At 74.4% G+C, this 15,949-nt stretch carries 17 protein-coding genes; 3 read left to right on the top strand and 14 right to left on the bottom strand.

Annotated elements, in window-relative coordinates; all coding sequences use genetic code 11:
* Window positions 1–10: 10 nt before the first annotated feature.
* A complete protein-coding gene (gene mug / locus ACWDBB_RS04145) occupies window positions 11–553 on the top strand; it encodes a G/U mismatch-specific DNA glycosylase (protein WP_449788296.1) in 543 nt (180 codons plus the stop codon).
* Here the strand turns inward: mug and ACWDBB_RS04140 are convergent.
* Window positions 493–1,521 (bottom strand): LysR family transcriptional regulator, encoded by a 1,029-nt coding sequence (locus ACWDBB_RS04140; protein WP_449788134.1) that lies wholly within the window; start codon window positions 1,519–1,521, stop codon window positions 493–495. The genes mug and ACWDBB_RS04140 overlap by 61 nt on opposite strands.
* A gap of 147 nt (window positions 1,522–1,668) precedes the next feature.
* Between ACWDBB_RS04140 and ACWDBB_RS04135 the strand changes: the two genes are divergently transcribed.
* Both ACWDBB_RS04135 and ACWDBB_RS04130 read left to right on the top strand, forming a co-directional pair.
* The gene (locus ACWDBB_RS04135) at window positions 1,669–2,673 is read left to right on the top strand and encodes an NADP-dependent oxidoreductase (RefSeq protein ID WP_449788133.1); all 1,005 of its coding nucleotides are present in this window, start codon (window positions 1,669–1,671) and stop codon (window positions 2,671–2,673) included.
* Between the two features lie 271 nt (window positions 2,674–2,944).
* Entirely contained in the window at window positions 2,945–3,091 is a 147-nt protein-coding gene (locus ACWDBB_RS04130; protein ID WP_449788132.1) for a hypothetical protein, read from the top strand.
* Here ACWDBB_RS04130 and ACWDBB_RS04125 read toward each other — a convergent pair.
* The 13 genes from ACWDBB_RS04125 to ACWDBB_RS04065 all read right to left on the bottom strand — a co-directional run bounded on the left by ACWDBB_RS04125 (window position 3,078) and on the right by ACWDBB_RS04065 (window position 15,815).
* Entirely contained in the window at window positions 3,078–4,034 is a 957-nt protein-coding gene (locus tag ACWDBB_RS04125; protein ID WP_449788131.1) for a M48 family metalloprotease, read from the bottom strand. The two genes, ACWDBB_RS04130 and ACWDBB_RS04125, sit on opposite strands and share 14 nt — an antisense overlap.
* Window positions 4,035–4,037: 3 nt before the next feature.
* Window positions 4,038–4,463: a BlaI/MecI/CopY family transcriptional regulator gene (locus ACWDBB_RS04120; protein ID WP_449788130.1), complete on the bottom strand. Its 426-nt coding sequence runs from the start codon at window positions 4,461–4,463 to the stop codon at window positions 4,038–4,040.
* A gap of 129 nt (window positions 4,464–4,592) precedes the next feature.
* Window positions 4,593–5,456, bottom strand: a complete 864-nt coding sequence (htpX, locus tag ACWDBB_RS04115; protein WP_392867550.1) for a zinc metalloprotease HtpX — start codon at window positions 5,454–5,456, stop codon at window positions 4,593–4,595.
* Window positions 5,457–5,654: 198 nt separating this feature from the next.
* A complete protein-coding gene (locus tag ACWDBB_RS04110) occupies window positions 5,655–7,199 on the bottom strand; it encodes an NADH-quinone oxidoreductase subunit N (RefSeq protein ID WP_449788129.1) in 1,545 nt (514 codons plus the stop codon).
* A gap of 56 nt (window positions 7,200–7,255) precedes the next feature.
* Complete coding sequence (locus tag ACWDBB_RS04105; protein ID WP_449788128.1) at window positions 7,256–8,812, bottom strand: complex I subunit 4 family protein; 1,557 nt, start codon at window positions 8,810–8,812, stop codon at window positions 7,256–7,258.
* A 53-nt stretch (window positions 8,813–8,865) separates the two neighbouring features.
* Window positions 8,866–10,926, bottom strand: a complete 2,061-nt coding sequence (locus tag ACWDBB_RS04100; RefSeq protein WP_449788127.1) for an NADH-quinone oxidoreductase subunit 5 family protein — start codon at window positions 10,924–10,926, stop codon at window positions 8,866–8,868.
* Window positions 10,923–11,315: an NADH-quinone oxidoreductase subunit NuoK gene (gene nuoK / locus ACWDBB_RS04095; RefSeq protein WP_449788126.1), complete on the bottom strand. Its 393-nt coding sequence runs from the start codon at window positions 11,313–11,315 to the stop codon at window positions 10,923–10,925. Before nuoK ends, ACWDBB_RS04100 begins: the two co-directional genes overlap by 4 nt.
* Window positions 11,315–12,073 (bottom strand): NADH-quinone oxidoreductase subunit J, encoded by a 759-nt coding sequence (locus ACWDBB_RS04090; protein ID WP_449788125.1) that lies wholly within the window; start codon window positions 12,071–12,073, stop codon window positions 11,315–11,317. Before ACWDBB_RS04090 ends, nuoK begins: the two co-directional genes overlap by 1 nt.
* Window positions 12,070–12,642, bottom strand: coding sequence for a NuoI/complex I 23 kDa subunit family protein (locus ACWDBB_RS04085; RefSeq protein ID WP_392867566.1), 573 nt, complete (start codon window positions 12,640–12,642; stop codon window positions 12,070–12,072). The genes ACWDBB_RS04090 and ACWDBB_RS04085 overlap by 4 nt, the downstream gene beginning before the upstream one ends.
* Window positions 12,639–13,598 (bottom strand): NADH-quinone oxidoreductase subunit NuoH, encoded by a 960-nt coding sequence (nuoH, locus tag ACWDBB_RS04080; RefSeq protein ID WP_449788124.1) that lies wholly within the window; start codon window positions 13,596–13,598, stop codon window positions 12,639–12,641. Before nuoH ends, ACWDBB_RS04085 begins: the two co-directional genes overlap by 4 nt.
* A complete protein-coding gene (locus ACWDBB_RS04075; RefSeq protein ID WP_449788123.1) occupies window positions 13,595–14,728 on the bottom strand; it encodes an NADH-quinone oxidoreductase subunit C in 1,134 nt (377 codons plus the stop codon). The genes nuoH and ACWDBB_RS04075 overlap by 4 nt, the downstream gene beginning before the upstream one ends.
* The gene (locus tag ACWDBB_RS04070) at window positions 14,725–15,408 is read right to left on the bottom strand and encodes an NADH-quinone oxidoreductase subunit B (protein WP_449788122.1); all 684 of its coding nucleotides are present in this window, start codon (window positions 15,406–15,408) and stop codon (window positions 14,725–14,727) included. The genes ACWDBB_RS04075 and ACWDBB_RS04070 overlap by 4 nt, the downstream gene beginning before the upstream one ends.
* Window positions 15,399–15,815: an NADH-quinone oxidoreductase subunit A gene (locus ACWDBB_RS04065; protein ID WP_392867575.1), complete on the bottom strand. Its 417-nt coding sequence runs from the start codon at window positions 15,813–15,815 to the stop codon at window positions 15,399–15,401. The genes ACWDBB_RS04070 and ACWDBB_RS04065 overlap by 10 nt, the downstream gene beginning before the upstream one ends.
* Window positions 15,816–15,949 lie beyond the last annotated feature (134 nt).

The following is a 15,949-nucleotide window of genomic DNA, read 5'->3' as shown; positions in this document are numbered from 1 at the left end:
GAGCGCACCGATGAAACCCACCGCCGAGCAGCTGCTGGCCGCCAAGGACGGCACCATCCCGGACGTCTCCGGGCCCGGGCTGCGGGTGCTGTTCTGCGGCATCAACCCGGGCCTGTGGTCCGGCGCCACCGGGCACCACTTCGCCCGCCCGGGCAACCGCTTCTGGCCCGCCCTGCACCGCTCCGGCTTCACCCCGCGCCAGTACCGCCCGGACGAGCAGCAGGAGTTGCTCGCACTCGGCCTGGGCATCACCAACGTCGCCCCGCGCACCACCGCCAAGGCGGACGAACTGACCGCCGAGGAGCTGCGCGAGGGCGGCGCCGCACTGCGCGAACGGGTGCTGCGGCTGCGCCCGCGCGTCCTCGCCGTGCTCGGCATCGGCGCCTACCGGACGGCCTTCGGGCAGCGCCGGGCCGTGCTCGGGCGGCAGCCGGAGGGCATCGGGGACACCGAGGTGTGGGTGCTGCCGAACCCCAGCGGCCTCAACGCCCACTACACCCTGGACGGGCTGGCCGAGGAGTTCCGCAGGCTCCGCGAGGCCGTCGACGGCTGAACCCCGGACAGCCGAGCCGCGGCGGCCCGAGCCGCTGACGGCTGAGCCGTCGAGGCCTGACCGGCCGGGGGCCGGGCCGCCGACAGCCCTTCCGGCAAGGGCAGTTCGCGCAGCTCGCGGATCAGTGCCCGGACGGCGGCCGTCCCGGCGAGCTCGGGCGTGGTGACGTACCCGACGGAGCGGCTCGGCGGCCGCGGCCCGAGGTCGGTGACGGCGAGGGCGGCCGGAGCGCCCAGCAGGGCGGTCCGGGGCATGATCGCCATGCCGAGGCCCTGGGCGACCAGCGAGAGGGCCACCGTGTCGTCCTCCACGTCCACCGTCGCGGGCGGGATCCAGTCCTGCCGCCGCCACCAGTCCCGGGTGTACGAACCGCAGTTCTCGTCCCAGTCGACCAGCGGGAGCTCGCGCGGCGCCGGGTGGCCCAGCGGGTGCGCGAGCGCGTACGACTCCTCGTACAGCGGCACCGCGACCAGACCGGGGACGGCCGGCGGGCCGCCCGGGTCGAGCGTGGCCAGCCCCAGGTCGGCGCGCCCGTCGGCGACCTCTCCGGCGGTGCCGCGGCCGATCTCCCGGACGATCCGGACACGGGTGCCGAGCCCGGGGTGCCGCTCGGCCAGCCGGGCCAGGACGGACGGCAGCAGATGGGCGGCGGCACTGCGGAAGGCGGCGATCCGCAGCGTGCCGGTCAGCGGCCCGGCCGCTCCCGCGCCGCGCACCTCGGGGCCCATCGCGTCCAGCAGCCGCAGGATCCGGCGGGCGTACGCCACCGCCCGCGCGCCGCCCTCGGTGGGGCGTGCGCCATGGCGTCCGCGCTCGAAGAGCACCGTGCCGAGCTTCCGCTCGCAGGCGCGCACGGTGTGCGAGACGGCGGACTGGGTGGTGCCCAGGCGTGCGGCGGCCGCCGTGAAGCTCCGCTCCTCCTCCACGGCGACCAGGGTCCGCAGCTCGTGCGGGGCGAGATCGGTCATGCGCCCGAACCTATCCCGACCGTCCGGCGATCCATCGATCCCGCTCATGGATGCCGCCGTTCCATCGGCAGCAGCCTCTGCCCGGCCGCTCCCGCGCTTTCTACGGTGATCACGTCCCGCCATCACCCGCCCCTGGAGCAGCACCCGATGTCCCGTCCCACCGTCCACGCCGTCCACCTGGTGTCCCGCCCCGACGGCGCGCCCACCGCCGCGAACTTCGCCTTCGTCGACGAGACCGTCCCGGCCCTCGCAGCGGGCGAGGCCCTGGTCGAGAACCTCTACCAGTCCGTCGACCCGTACATGCGCGAGGAGATGGAGGAGGGCGGCTGGGAGCTGCACGCCCCGCTGGAGGGACGCACCCTCGGCCGGGTGGTGGAGTCCCGGGCCGACAGCCTGCCGGTCGGGGCGCTGGTCCAGCACCGCCAGGCGTGGCGCACCCACTCGGTGGTCACCGTGGAGCGGGCGAGCCTGCTGCCCGAGCTCGCCGGTGTCCCGCTCAGCGCCCACCTGTCGGTGCTCGGTGGCACCGGCCTGTCCGCCTGGGTGGCGCTTACCAGGATCGCCCGGCTCAGGGCTGGCGAGACGCTCTTCGTCTCGGCGGCCGCCGGCGGCGTCGGTACCGCCGCCGGACAGCTCGCCCGGCTGCTCGGCGCCGGCCGGATCGTCGGCAGCACCGGCTCCGCCGCCAAGGCGGCCCGGCTCGTCGAGCGGCTCGGCTTCGACGCCGCCTTCGACTACCACGACGGCCCGATCGCGGACCGCCTGCGCGAGGCCGCCCCCGAGGGGCTGCACGTCTACCTGGACAACGTCGGCGGCGACCACCTGGAGGCCGCCATCGGCGCCCTGCGCGAGCGCGGCCGGATCGCCTGGTGCGGCGCGGTCGCCCAGTACGACCGCCTCGGGGACCCGCCGGCCGCGCCGCGCAACCTCTTCGACGTGGTCGGGAAAAGCCTGCGACTGGAGGGCTTCCTGGTCCGTGACCACCTCGACGCCCGGCCGGAGCTCCACGACTTCCTGGTCCCGCACCTGCGCTCGGGCGCCGTCGTCCCGGACGAGACGGTCGTGGACGGCTTCGAGCGGGTGGTGGACGCCTTCCTCGGCATGCTGCGCGGCGCCAACACCGGCAAGATGCTGGTCCGGATCGCCGACTGACCCGGCCCGGCCCGGCCCGCCGTGCTCACCCCGGCGGCGCTCATCCGGGCAGGACGGCCGGTTCGAGCGCGGCGAGCCGGGCCGGGTCGACCACCACCTCGTAGCGGCCCCCGGCCGTCGGCGACCGCCAGCCGCAACACCAGCCGCAGCCGCCCACCCTGGGCGATCAGGATGCCGGGCACCCCGTCCACCAGCGCCACCGCGCCGTAGCGGGCCCGGCGGCCGAAGACCGTGGTCTTCCCGGCGACGGTCCCCGCCGGAGAACCTCCACGTGGCCAGCGCCGAGCTCACCAGGGCCGCGGACATCCCGGCGCTGAACGCCCTCCGGCCGCTCGCCGCCGAGTCGCCGGCGGCCGCCGAGGCCGCCCTCGACGAGTTGGCCGCGACGCTCCGGCCCCGGCGGACTACAGCGGGGTGACGGCCTTGAGCACCACCAGCAGGGCGATGGCGGCGTTGAGCGCGCACAGCGCCGACGCCGCCGTACCGATCGCCGCGACCATCGCCGCCAGGCCCGCCGGGGTCTTGGCCGGCGGCCAGTTGCGGGAGGTCGGCACCGGGCCGAGCAGGGCGGCGACCCGCCGCGGCACCGGACCGGCCGCGCCGGCCGGGGTGGCGAAGGCCGCGAAGCCGGGCGCCGGGACGGCGTGCGAGACCAGGGCCGCCCGGGCCACCGCCCGCGCGGTGATCCGGCGGTCCCCGACGGCCTGCGCCGAGTCCTCGTCCGCCCACCGCTCCGCGCTGTACGCCACCGCGTCCTGCAGGGGCCGCAGGAACGGGTTGACGCAGGCAGCGAGCTGGGTGGCCAGCAGGTACCGGTGGTGCCGGTGGCGCAGGTGCGCCCGCTCGTGCGCGAGCAGCGCCTCGCGTTCGTCGGCGGCCAGGCCGTCCAGCATCCCGGTGGAGACCACCACCCGGCCCGGCGAACCGGGCAGCGCGTAGGCGTACGGGCTGCGGTCCGGCAGCACCGCGAGGTCACCGGACCCGCCCGGCCCGGCGGGCAGCCCGCTCAGCGCCCGCCGGGCACGGGTCCGCACCCGCAGGTGGCGGACGACCGTCCGGGCGCAGGCGAGGCCCACCAGGGCCAGCAGCCACATCGCGGCCGTGCCGACCGTCTCGTGGTACGGCAGCGCGGCCCGCACCTCCGGGTCGGACCAGCTGTCCGGCAGCGGGTTGCCGGGGATCTGCGCGGTGCCCACCACGCCGATCAGGCCGAGGCAGAGCACGCTGCACACCGCCATCACGGCGCTGATCACGGTCATCAACCGGGTCGCGCCGCGCGGGTGCAGGTGCTGCTCGGTCAGACGCGCGATCGGGACCGCGGTGAGCGGCAGGACGAGCGGGAGGAAGACGAAGAGGCCCACGGATCAGCTCTCACGGTCGGGCGCTGCCGGATCGGCGGACGCGGCGTCCAGCAGCGCCCGGAGCAGTTCCTCGTCGTGCGGCAGCAGCGCGCTGACGAAACTGGCCAGGACGGCGTCCCGGTCCGCCTCCCCGTCGAGCATCCGGCGCATCCGCAGCGCGGCCAGCCCGGCGGCGTCCGAGGAGGCCTGCCACAGGTAGGAGCGGCCGGAGCGGGTCCGGGTCACGGCGTTCTTGGCGTGCAGCCGGGACAGGATGGTCATCACCGTGGTGTACGCCAGGTCGCCGTCCAGGCGTTCCTGGACCCAGCCCGCGGCCGCCGGGCCGGGCGCCTGCTGGAGCACCGCGAGCACCTGCGCCTCCAGCTCGCCCTGGCCGCGTCGCCGGGTCGGCGCGTCCCCGGTCGTCGGGGCGTGCCTCTGGTCTGCCATGACGGCCCACTCCCTCCGGATGCCGCGCCCGGACCGACGGGCGCGGGTTCATCCTAACGAGCAAGGGGCCGCGCCGACCCGGTCGGAGGCGGGGGTTCGGGGGCGTACGGCGCCCGAGGCGCCCGGGCCCTACCGGCCGTGGCCCGCCATCCGCTCCAGGCGGGCGATGCGCTCGGCCATCGGCGGGTGGGTGGAGAAGAGCTTCGCGCCGGCCTCGCCGGGGCGGAAGGGGCTGGCGATCATCATGTGGCTCGCGGTCTGGAGCTGCGGCTCGGGCGGGAGCGGCAGCTGCCGGGTGCCGGCGTCGAGCTTCCGCAGGGCGCTCGCGAGGGCGAGCGGGTCGCCGGTGATCCGGGCGCCGTCGGCGTCGGCCTGGTACTCGCGGGAGCGGCTGACCGCCAGCTGGATCAGCCCGGCCGCGAGCGGGCCGAGGATCATGATGGCGAGCATCCCGAACAGCCCCGGGCCGTCGTCGTCCTCGCTGCGCCCGAACGGGATCAGCCAGGCGAAGTTCACCAGGAACATCACCACCGAGGCGAGCGCACCGGCCACCGAGGAGATCAGGATGTCCCGGTTGTAGACGTGGCTGAGCTCGTGCCCGAGCACGCCCCGCAGTTCGCGTTCGTCCAGGATCCGCAGGATGCCCTCGGTGCAGCAGACCGCCGCGTTGCGCGGGTTGCGGCCGGTGGCGAAGGCGTTCGGGGCCGGGGTCGGGGAGATGTAGAGGCGGGGCATCGGCTGGCGGGCCGAGGTGGAGAGTTCACGGACGATCCGGTACAGCCCGGGTGCCTCGAACTCGCTGACCGGCCGGGCGCGCATGGCCCGCAGCGCGAGCTTGTCGCTGTTCCAGTAGGCGTAGGCGTTGGTCCCGAGGGCGACCAGCAGGGCGATCACGAAGCCGGTGCGGCCGAAGAGGCTGCCGATCACCAGGATCAGCGCCGAGAGGCCTCCGAGCAGGACGGCGGTCCTCAGTCCGTTGTGCCTGCTGTGCACGTCAGGCCCTCCAATGGTGCGGTGGGGAAGCCCTTTCTGCCTCGTCCCTCTTGCCCGGTCAACGGGTGGGGCCGGGGACCTTGTTCCCTTGTGACCGACGCGACACCGCCGGACCGCGGCCCGACACCGCAGGACCGCGCCCCCCGACGGTGCCCCGGGACCGCCCCGCCGCACCGCGGCCCGGTCCCGGCCGGGGGCTCAGAACAGCGAGCCGCCCGCCACCTGGAGGACCAGCTGCGGCGCCACCGAGAGGACCACGGCCGCCGAGGCGGTCAGCCCCAGGGTCGCGGTGAGGCTCACCGGCAGGCGGTGCCCGGCGGCGGCCTCCCCGAGGGGCGCGTCGCCCGCCGGGGCGAACAGCCGGGCCGTCCACAGCAGGTAGTAGTACAGGGCGACGACCACGTTGACGGCCATCACCACGGCCAGCCAGCCCAGCCCGGCGTCGACCGCAGCGCGGAACACCACGACCTTGCCGAACAGGCCGATCACGCCCGGCGGCAGCCCGGCCAGGCAGAGCAGGAAGAAGGCGAGCGCCAGCGCCGTCCAGCGGTTGCGGGAGAACAGGCCGCGGAAGTCGTCCACGCTGGTCCCGGCGCGGCGGCCGACGGCGGCGACCACCCCGAAGGCGCCGAGGTTCACCACGCCGTAGATCAGCGCGTACGCGGCGGTGGCGCCGAGCGGATCGACGCCGGTGGGCGCGTAGCCGGCGGCGGCGAGCGGCACCAGCAGGTACCCGGCCTGGCCGACCGAGGACCAGGCGAGCAGCCGCACCGCGCTGTACCGGGTGTCGAAGCGCTGCCGCAGTGCGCCGACGTTGCCGACGGTCATGGTGACGGCGGCCAGCACGGCGAGCACCAGGCCCCAGGTGTGGGCGTACGGGCGGAACGCGACGGTGGTGGCGAGGGCGAGCCCGGACAGGCCGGCCGCCTTGCCGACCACCGAGAGGTAGCCGGCCACCGGCAGCGGGGCGCCGGTGTAGGTGTCGGGCACCCAGAAGTGGAACGGGACGGCGGCGACCTTGAAGGCGAAGCCGACCAGGGTCAGCACCGCGCCCGCTTCGGCCAGCGGCCTGAGCTGCCCGGGGGCGTGCTCCAGGCCCTGGGCGACGGCGCCGAGGTGCAGGCTGCCGCTCGCCGCGTAGACGAAGCCGACGCCGAGCAGCATCACGGCGGTCGCGGTCACCGAGGAGACGAAGAACTTGAAGGCGGCCTCCGCGCCCCGGCCGTCCCGGCGCAGCGCCACCAGGGCGAAGGCGGGCAGCGAGGCGACCTCCAGGGCGATCACCATGGTGGCGAGGTCCCGGGAGGCGGGCAGCAGGGCGGCGCCGGTGGCGCTGGAGAGCAGCAGGAACCAGTACTCGCCGCGCGGCAGCTTCTCGGTCTCCACCGTGTGCGCCGACAGCAGCGCCGCGATCAGCGCGCCGCCGAGGGCGAGCAGCTGGAACACCAGGGCGAAGTGGTCGGCGACGTACGAGCAACCGCCGTTGTCAGACCCCCCTGCTACGTTCTGCACGCAGAAGGTCGCTCGGGGTGATCCGCCGGTGAGGGGAAGGAGCGCGATGAGGGCGAGGGCGAGTCCGGCCGCGGTGAGGCGGCCGAGCCACCGCTTGTGCCGCTCGGGCAGGAACAGGTCCGTGAGCAGCACGGCGAGGGAGGCCACGGCGGCGATCAGCGGGGGCGCGATCGCCACCCAGTCCACGGACTGGATCAGGCTGCCCGGGTTGGCTACGGCGAGGGAGGTCACAGTGTGCTGCCCCGTGGAGTGAGGTCCGAGTGCGGCGGTCTGGGCTGCGAGCACGGTCAGCCACCCCCGAGGAGGTGCTTGACGGCGGGATCGGAGAGGCCGAGCAGCAGCGCGGGCCAGAGGCCGGCGAGCAGGGTGAGCGCGGCCAGCGGCGTCCAGCTGACGGCCTCGTACGGGCGCAGGTCGGCGAGCTCGGCCACCGGTGCGGGCTGCTCGGGGTCCCCCATGCAGACGCGCTTGACCACGATCAGGAGGTACGCGGCGGTGAGGAGGGTGCCGAGGCCGGCCAGGACCATGTAGGTGACGAACGCGGGGCGCGACAGGCCGTCGGCCGGGTCGAACGCGCCGAACATGGCGAGCAGCTCGCCCCAGAAGCCGGCCAGGCCGGGCAGGCCGAGGCTGGCGACGGCGGCGAAGGCGAGCAGCACGCCGAGCCGCGGGGCCCGGCCGTACAGGGCGGCTCCGGTGGTGCCGGCGAGGGTGTCGAGGTCGGCGGTGCCGTAGCGGTCCTTGAGCGCGCCGACGACGAAGAACAGCAGACCGGTGATCAGACCGTGGGCGATGTTGGCGAACAGCGCGCCGTTGACGCCCACCGGGGTGAGGGAGGCGATGCCGAGCAGCACGAAGCCCATGTGGCCGACGGAGGAGTACGCGATCAGGCGCTTGAGGTCGCCCTTGGCACCGGGGCGGGCCAGCGCCAGGCAGGCCAGTGAGCCGTAGACGATGCCGACGGCCGCGAAGGCGCCCAGGTAGGGGGCCAGCGTGGCGGCGCCGTCCGGCACGACCGGGAGGAGGACGCGGACCAGGCCGTAGGTGCCCATCTTCAGCAGCACGCCGGCGAGCAGCACCGAGCCCACCGTCGGGGCGGCGGTGTGCGCGTCGGGGAGCCAGCTGTGCAGCGGCCAGGCCGGGGCCTTGACCGCGAGCCCGACCAGGATCGCCAGCGCGGCGATCACCTGGGTGGTGTGGCTCAGGCCGCTGCCGTGCGCGGCGGCCAGGGCCTGCATGTCGAAGGTGCCCGCCTTGCTGCCGATCAGCAGGAAGCCGAGCAGCATCACGGCCGAGCCGAGCAGCGTGTAGAGGATGAAGCGGTTGGCGGCCGGCACCTTCGCCCCGCTCCCCCAGCGGGCGATCAGGAAGTACATCGGGATCAGCACGATCTCGAAGGCCACGAAGAAGAGCAGGAGGTCCAGCACCGCGAAGGTGGCGAGCATGCCGACTTCGAGCAGCAGGAACAGCCCGACGAAGGCCTGCGCCGACGGGACGCCCTCCCCGTTCGGCAGCCTCTTCTCCGAGTACAGCGCGCAGAGGAAGGTGAGCAGCGCGGTCAGCACGACCAGCGGCAGCGAGACGCCGTCCACCCCGAGGTGGAGGCGCACGTGCATGGCCGGGATCCAGGACACGTCGGTGGTGGCCTGCATCCGGGCGGGTTCGTCGTGGTCGAAGCCGGCCGCGAGGGCGACGGTGAGCAGGAACACCGCGCCGGTGACGACGGTGTTCAGCCGCAGTGCCCGCCGGTCGGCCACGGCCCGGTCCGGCCCGAACACCGGCGCCAGGGTGAGTGCGGCACCGAGCAGCGGCAGCACCAGGAGGGCGATGAGGACTGCGTTCATCGGGGGCTCCCAGCAGCGGTCGAGGGGACGGAGGTGGAGGACAGCAGCACCGGCTACACCGCCACCAGGACGGCCAGCAGGACGACGGCGGCCAGCAGGACGCTGAGGTACGTCTGGGCGTTGCCGGTCTGCGCGAGCCGGACGGCCCGGCCGAGCAGGTTGGCGCCCACCGCGCTGCCGCGCACGTAGGTCTCGACGACCTCGCGGTCGAGGAAGCGGACCAGCTTGGCGGCGGCGCCCACCGGGCGGACGAACAGCGCGTGGTACAGCCGGTCGACGCCGAAGCCGTGCCGGGCCGGGCCGAACAGCGGGCCGAGCAGGGTGCGCCCGGGGTCGGCGACGATCACCTCGGCGGCCGGGGCGGCGCCCTGCTCGGGCACCCGGCCGGCGACGGCCGGGGCCGGGCGGCCGGTGCCCAGTCGGGCGGTCGCCGAACGCCAGGCGCCGTACGCGGCGAGCGCGCCGACGACGGCGAGCCCGGTCCCGGTGACGGCGGTGACGGCGGAGGGCCGCAGCGAGCCGCCGTCCAGCAGCGCGGGCAGCCAGTCCGAGCGCAGGCCGGCGATGCCGAAGCCCATGGTCGGCACGGCCAGCACCCACAGCGGCCAGCGCATCGCGGGCGGTTCGGCGACGGCCGGGTCGGCCTCGTCGAGCTCGGGCGAGTACGGCGCGTCGGCCTCGTGGTCGGCCGCGACGGTGCTCCGGTCGGCGGCGGGCAGCACCTGCGGGGCGGCCGCGGCGGCCCCGGCCGGGCTGTGGAACGCGACCAGGAAGAGCCTGGCCGCGTACGCGGCGGTGAGCAGCGCGGTGAGCCCGGCGGAGATCAGCACGATCCACCCGGCGGCCTGCGGCACCGCCGAGGCCGGGCCGAGCCCGTTGGTCAGCGCTTCGCCCTTGGCGGCGTGCTCGGCGGCGGTCAGCACCGCCTCCTTGCTGAAGAAGCCGGAGAACGGCGGCAGCCCGACCAGGGCGACCAGCGCGATGCCCATCGTCCAGTAGGCGTCCGGCACCCGCTTGCGCAGCCCCGGGATGCGGGACATCGCGGAGATCGAGTTGGTGTGCGCGGCGTGGATCACCACACCGGCGGCCAGGAAGAGCAGCGCCTTGAACGCGCCGTGGCTGACCAGGTGGAAGACCGAGGCCTCGCGGTCCCCGCTGGCCAGCGCGCCGGCCATGTAGCCGAGCTGGCCGACGGTGGAGTAGGCGAGCACCCGCTTGAGGTCGTCCTGGGCGAGCGCGCAGAGCGCCGAGCCGATCATCGTCACGGCGGCCATCACCGCGAGCACGACCAGCGCCGCGCCCGACAGCAGGAACACCGGCAGCAGCCGGGCGACCAGGTAGATGCCGGCCGCGACCATGGTGGCGGCGTGGATCAGCGCGGAGACCGGGGTCGGGCCGGCCATCGCGTCCGGGAGCCAGGTGTGCAGCGGGAACTGCGCGCTCTTGCCGGCCACGCCGGCGAGCAGCAGCAGAGCGGTCAGCGTGGGGTGGCCGAGCCGGCCCTCCGTCGCGGCCGCCAGCACGTCCGGGACGCGGAAGCTGCCGGCGTCCGCGCCGAGCAGGAAGATCCCGAACAGGAACGGCACGTCACCGAGCTTGGTGACCAGGAAGGCCTTCAGCGAGGCCGAGCGGGCGTCCGCGGTCTCCCAGTGGTGGCCGATCAGGAAGTACGAGCACAGGCCCATGACCTCCCAGCCGACCAGCAGCACGATCAGGTCGCCCGAGTAGACCACCAGGAACATCGCCGCGGTGAACAGCGAGACCAGCGCCGCGTACGAGGGGTAGCGCGGGTCCTTCTTGAGGTACGCGGTCGAGTAGACCTGGACGCAGGTGGCGACCAAGCCGACCAGCACCGAGATCAGCGAGCTGAAGCCGTCCAGGTGGAGCGCGAGCGCGATGTCCGGGCCACCGGTCGGGGTGAGCCGGGTGGCGGCGTCCAGCGTCTGGCCGGTGCCGAGCTGGAGGGCGACCACCAGGGCGAGCACCGCCGAGACGGCGACCGGGACGATCGCCAGCGGCCGGGCCAGCCCGGGCGCCTTCTTGCCGACGGCCAGGGTCGCGGCGGCGCCGAGCGCGGGCAGCGCCGGAACGAGTACGGGCAGGGCGAGGTTCATGCGGCGGCCCGGCCCTTCAGTGCCTCGGCTCCGACCGGCGCCTCGGCGTCGACCGGCGTCTCCTCGACGGCGAGCGCCTCGGCCGGGTCGCCGAGCGCGGTGGCCCGGTCGATGTCCGCGGTGCCCCGGGCCCGGAACAGCAGCAGGACGATGGCGAGTCCCAGCCCGATCTCGGCGGCGGCGACGGTGATGGTGAACAGGGTGAGCGCCTGCCCGGCGTGCAGCGAGTCCCGCAGCCAGGCGTCGAAGGCGACCAGGTTGAGGTTGACGGCGTTGAGCATCAGCTCGACGGACATCAGCACCAGGACGGCGTTGCGCCGGGCGAGCACGCCGTACACGCCGACGCTGAACAGCAGCGCGGCGAGGACGGCGGGGTAGGCGAGGTGCATCAGCCCTCCTGCTCAGAGGTCGACGGCTCGGCGGTCGGCTGCGCGGCCGTCGGCTGCTCGGCGGTCGAAGGCTCGGCGGTCACCGGCTCGGCGGCCGCCGGAACCGGCTTCGGCGCCGTCGCGGCGACCGTCCCGTTGGACCCGACCGGCCGCCCGGCGCGCAGCTTGCCCGCCCGGGGCGCCGGCACCCGCCGCTTGGCGCCGCGGGACAGCACGATCGCGCCGACCAGCGCCGCCAGCAGCAGCACGGACAGCGCCTCGAAGGGCAGCACCCAGTGCCGGAAAAGGCTGGCCCCGGTGACGGCGGCCGAGCCGCCGCCCTGGCCGAGGTCGATCCAGGAGGTCCGGAAGGCGTCGACCACCAGCGTGACCAGCGTCCCGGCCGAGGCCAGCGCCACGACCAGCGCCACCCAGCGGTTCTTGGAGTCGGCGTCCGGCGAGCGCCCGATCGGCGCCTTGGTGAGCATCAGCCCGAACAGCACCAGGACGACCACCGAGCCGAGGTAGATCAGCACCTGCACCCAGGCGATGAACTCGGCCGTGAGCAGCAGGAACTCCACCGCCAGCCCGCCGAGCGCGACCACCAGCCAGAGCGCGGCGTGCACCAGCTGCCTGGTGGTCACCGAGACCACGGCCGAGCCGAGCACGGCGATGCCGACCAGTAGGAAGACGATCTCCTGACCGGTCGGGGACAGGAACGAACGGGCGGCCGGCTCCAGGGAGCCGGTCGCCGCGAGAAGCGTGGTGGCACCGATCACGCGTCGTCACCCTTCTCCTCGGTAGCCGCTGCCGCGGCGGCCGCCGCGGCAGCGGCCGCCAGCTTGTCCGCCGCCTTGCGCGCGGTGGCGATCTCCTTGGGCTCCTCGGCCGCCGGGTCCAGCGCCGGCGGCGCGGGAACGGTCCACATCCACTCGCGGAGCTTCTCCCGCTCGTGGGTCAGCTCGTGGATGTCGGTCTCCGCATACTCGAACTCCGGCGACCAGAACAGCGCGTCGAACGGGCAGACCTCGATGCAGATCCCGCAGTACATGCAGAGCGAGAAGTCGATGGCGAACCGGTCCAGCACGTTGCGGGTGCGGGCCCGGGCGTTCGGCTCGGCGGCCGGCAGCGTCTCCTTGTGGGAGTCGATGTAGATGCACCAGTCCGGGCACTCGCGCGCGCAGAGCATGCAGACCGTGCAGTTCTCCTCCAGCAGCGCGATGACGCCGCGCGAACGCGGCGGCAGCACCGGCTGCACGTCGGGGTACTGCGCGGTGACGCTCTTCCTCGTCATCGTCCGCAGCGTCACGGCCAGGCCCTTCGCGAGCCCGACACCGGGAAAACTCATGAGATCGCCACCTTGATGATGCCGGTGAGGGCCAGCTGGACCAGCGCGAGCGGGATCAGCACCGTCCACGCGAAGCGCATCAGCTGGTCCTCGCGCAGACGCGGGTAGGTGACCCGCAGCCAGATGACCACGAAGGCCAGCGCGAAGGTCTTGAGGATCATCCAGAGCCAGCCGAGCTGGTCCGGCAGCGGTCCGTGCCAGCCGCCCAGGAAGAGCACCGCGGTCAGCGCGGACACCACCAGGATGCCCGCGTACTCGGACAGCAGGAACAGGGCGAACCGCAGGCCGGTGTACTCGGTGTACGCGCCGAAGATGATCTCCGAGTCGGCGACCGGCATGTCGAACGGCGGCCGCTGGAGTTCGGCCAGACCGGCCGTGAAGAACACGAACGCGCCGATGATCTGCCAGGGCAGCCAGTACCACTCCCAGGCGTCCACGATCCCGGGCAGCGACAGCGTGCCGGCGGCCATCGCCACCGAGGCCGCCGCCAGCACCATCGGCAGCTCGTACGACATCAGCTGGGCGGCCGTGCGCAGCGCGCCGAGCAGCGAGAACTTGTTCGCCGAGGCCCAGCCGGCCATCAGCTTGCCGATCACGCCGACGCCCATCACGGCCAGCACGAAGAACAGGCCGGCGTCGACCGCCTGGCCGACGAAGCCGTCCGGGCCGACCGGGATCGCCAGCAGCACGAAGAGGTACGGCAGCAGCGAGACGGCGGGCGCCAGCTGGAAGATCCGGCGGTCCGCCCCGGCCGGGACGATGTCCTCCTTCTGCGCGAACTTCACGCCGTCGGCGACGAGCTGCGCCCAGCCGTGGAAGCCGCCCGCGTACATCGGGCCGAGCCGGCCCTGCATGTGCGCCATGACCTTGTGCTCGGTCTGGCCGATGACCAGCGGGAAGACCAGGAAGACGACGAGGGTGGCGACGCAGCGCAGCACCGTGTCGAGCAGGTTCACGCGCCGTCTCCGTCCTGGTCGGCCGCTCCGGCCGAGGTCTCGTCCTGCCGCCCGGCCGGCTCGCCCGACGGCTTCTCCTCGGACGGCTTCTCCTCGGACGGCTTCTCCTCGGACGGCTTCTCCTCGGACGGCTTCCCGTCCGAAGGCTTCTCGTCGTGGGCGGGCACCGGGTTGTGCCAGGGCGCGTCCGCGGACCGGGGCGCGTCGGAGGGCCGGGGCCGTACCGGAGCCGCGGGCCCGGCCGTCGGCTCGGCGGCCGGCTGGTCGGTCCCCTGGCCCACCGCCTGGCTGGCCGATCCCTCGGAGGCCGACCTGGTCCGCCGCGGCCGGTCCGCCCGCACCGGAGCGCCGCCTTCGGCCGGAACCGCCGCTGGGGCCTCGGCGGCCGCCTGGCTCGCCGACCCCTCCGACACCGACCTGGTCCGCCGCGGCCGGTCCGCCCGCACCGGAGCACCGCCCTCGGCGGCAGCACCGGCAGCACCGGCACCGGCGGCCGCCCGGGGCGTCCGCGCCGCCGCACCCGCCGCCCGCGCACCGCGCGCGGGCCGTTCGGCGACCGGCGGCAGGGTGCCCTTGAGCGGCCCCCACTCGTTCGGGTCCGGCACACCGGCCGGCTGCATCTTGCGCCGGGCCGGCCCGCCGCCGTGGTCGGACTCGCCCGGCTCCTTGGCGCCCGGCCAGTCCTTGGCGACCCGGGCCGCGAGCACGAACTCCTTGCGCAGCGGGTGCCCCTCGAAGCCGTCCGGCAGCAGCAGGGTGACGAGGTGGGGGTGCCCGGGGAAGTCGATGCCGAACATCTCGTGGGTCTCGCGCTCGTGCCAGGCGGCACCCGCGTACACCCCGACGGCGGTCGGCAGCGCCGCCCCGTCGCGCGGCAGCCGGGTGCGCAGCGCGAGGTGCCGCACGCCCGGAGCCTCGACGGCGGCCAGGTGCGCGACCACGCAGAAGCCGTCGGCGAGCTCGTCGACGGCGCTCAGCCAGTCGAAGAAGCCCAGGCCCAGGACGTCGCGGGCGTTGGTGAGCGCCTCGATCCAGTGCTCGGCCGGGACGTCGACGGTGGTCAGCCCGTACGCCTCGGCGCCGGTCGCCCACTCCCCGACCGACGCCGCGTACTGCTCGGCGGAAGTCACGAGGCCCCTCCCTCGGTCGAAGGGCCGGCTCCCGCGGCCGGAGTGCCGGCCCCGGAAGCGGCCTGCGGCCCGGCCACCAGCGGGCGGCGCAGCGCCGCCGCGGGCGTGGTGTAGCGGTCCGGCAGGGACTCGGCGGCGATCTTCTCCTGGAGCTTGAGGATGCCCTGGAGCAGCGCCTCCGGCCGCGGCGGGCAGCCGGGCACGTAGACGTCCACCGGGATGATCTGGTCCACGCCCTTGGTGACCGAGTACGAGTCCCAGTAGGGGCCGCCGGAGTTGGAGCAGGCGCCGAAGGAGATGACGTACTTCGGCTCGGGCATCTGCTCGTAGAGGCGCTTGACGGCGGGCGCCATCTTGTCGGTGACGGTCCCGGAGACGATCATCAGATCAGCCTGACGGGGGCCGGGTGCGAACGGGATGACACCCATCCGGATGAAGTCGTGCTTGGCCATGGACGCGGCGATGAACTCGATCGCGCAGCAGGCCAGCCCGAAGTTGAAGCACCAGAGGCTGTAGCGGCGCCCCCAGTTGAGCACCACCTTGACCGGGTCCGGCGCGAGCCGGGCCAGCGGGCCTATGCCGCGGCGCTCGACGGCGCCGGGGCGCGCCGGGTCCGGCAGCCCGAGCGGGACGGGACCGCCCTGCGCGCCGCCGTGGGAGTGGGAGTGCGTCACGTCCATTCCAGAACACCCTTCTTCCAGGCGTACAGCAGCCCGACCGCGAGGAAGCCGATGAACAGGAACATCTCGATCAGCGTTCCGGCGCCGTACCCGGCGGAGGCGAAGACGGTCGCCCAGGGGAACAGGTAGATCGCGTCCACCGCGAAGATCACGTACAGGAAGGCGTACACGTAGTAGCGGATCTGGGTGTGCGCCCAGTCCTCGCCCACCGGGTCCACCCCGCACTCGTAGGCGAGGAGCTTCTCGGGCGAGTACACCACGGGTCGCAGCAGCCGGTTGGCGGTGAACGCCACGGCGACGAAGAGCACCCCGACGACGGCCAGCAGGCCCATCGCGGCGTACGCGTCGAAGTAGCCGCTGCCGACCGCCGGGTCGGCCGCGACGGCAGCCGCGTGCTTCCCCTCCATGCCTTCGCCTCCACCTCGGCCGTGAATCCGCCCTCAGGACAGTTCTACGACGTTTGCTCTCACGGACCCAACCATGGCCAAAGCGTGAGTCTAAGGGGACCGCCGCGCTCCGCCCGAACCCTGCCCGCTTGGCA

It is taken from the genome of Kitasatospora sp. NPDC001095, assembly GCF_053598615.1.
The sequence above is the reverse complement of the archived record's forward strand: the minus strand, read 5'-3'. Positions and strand labels throughout refer to the sequence as shown.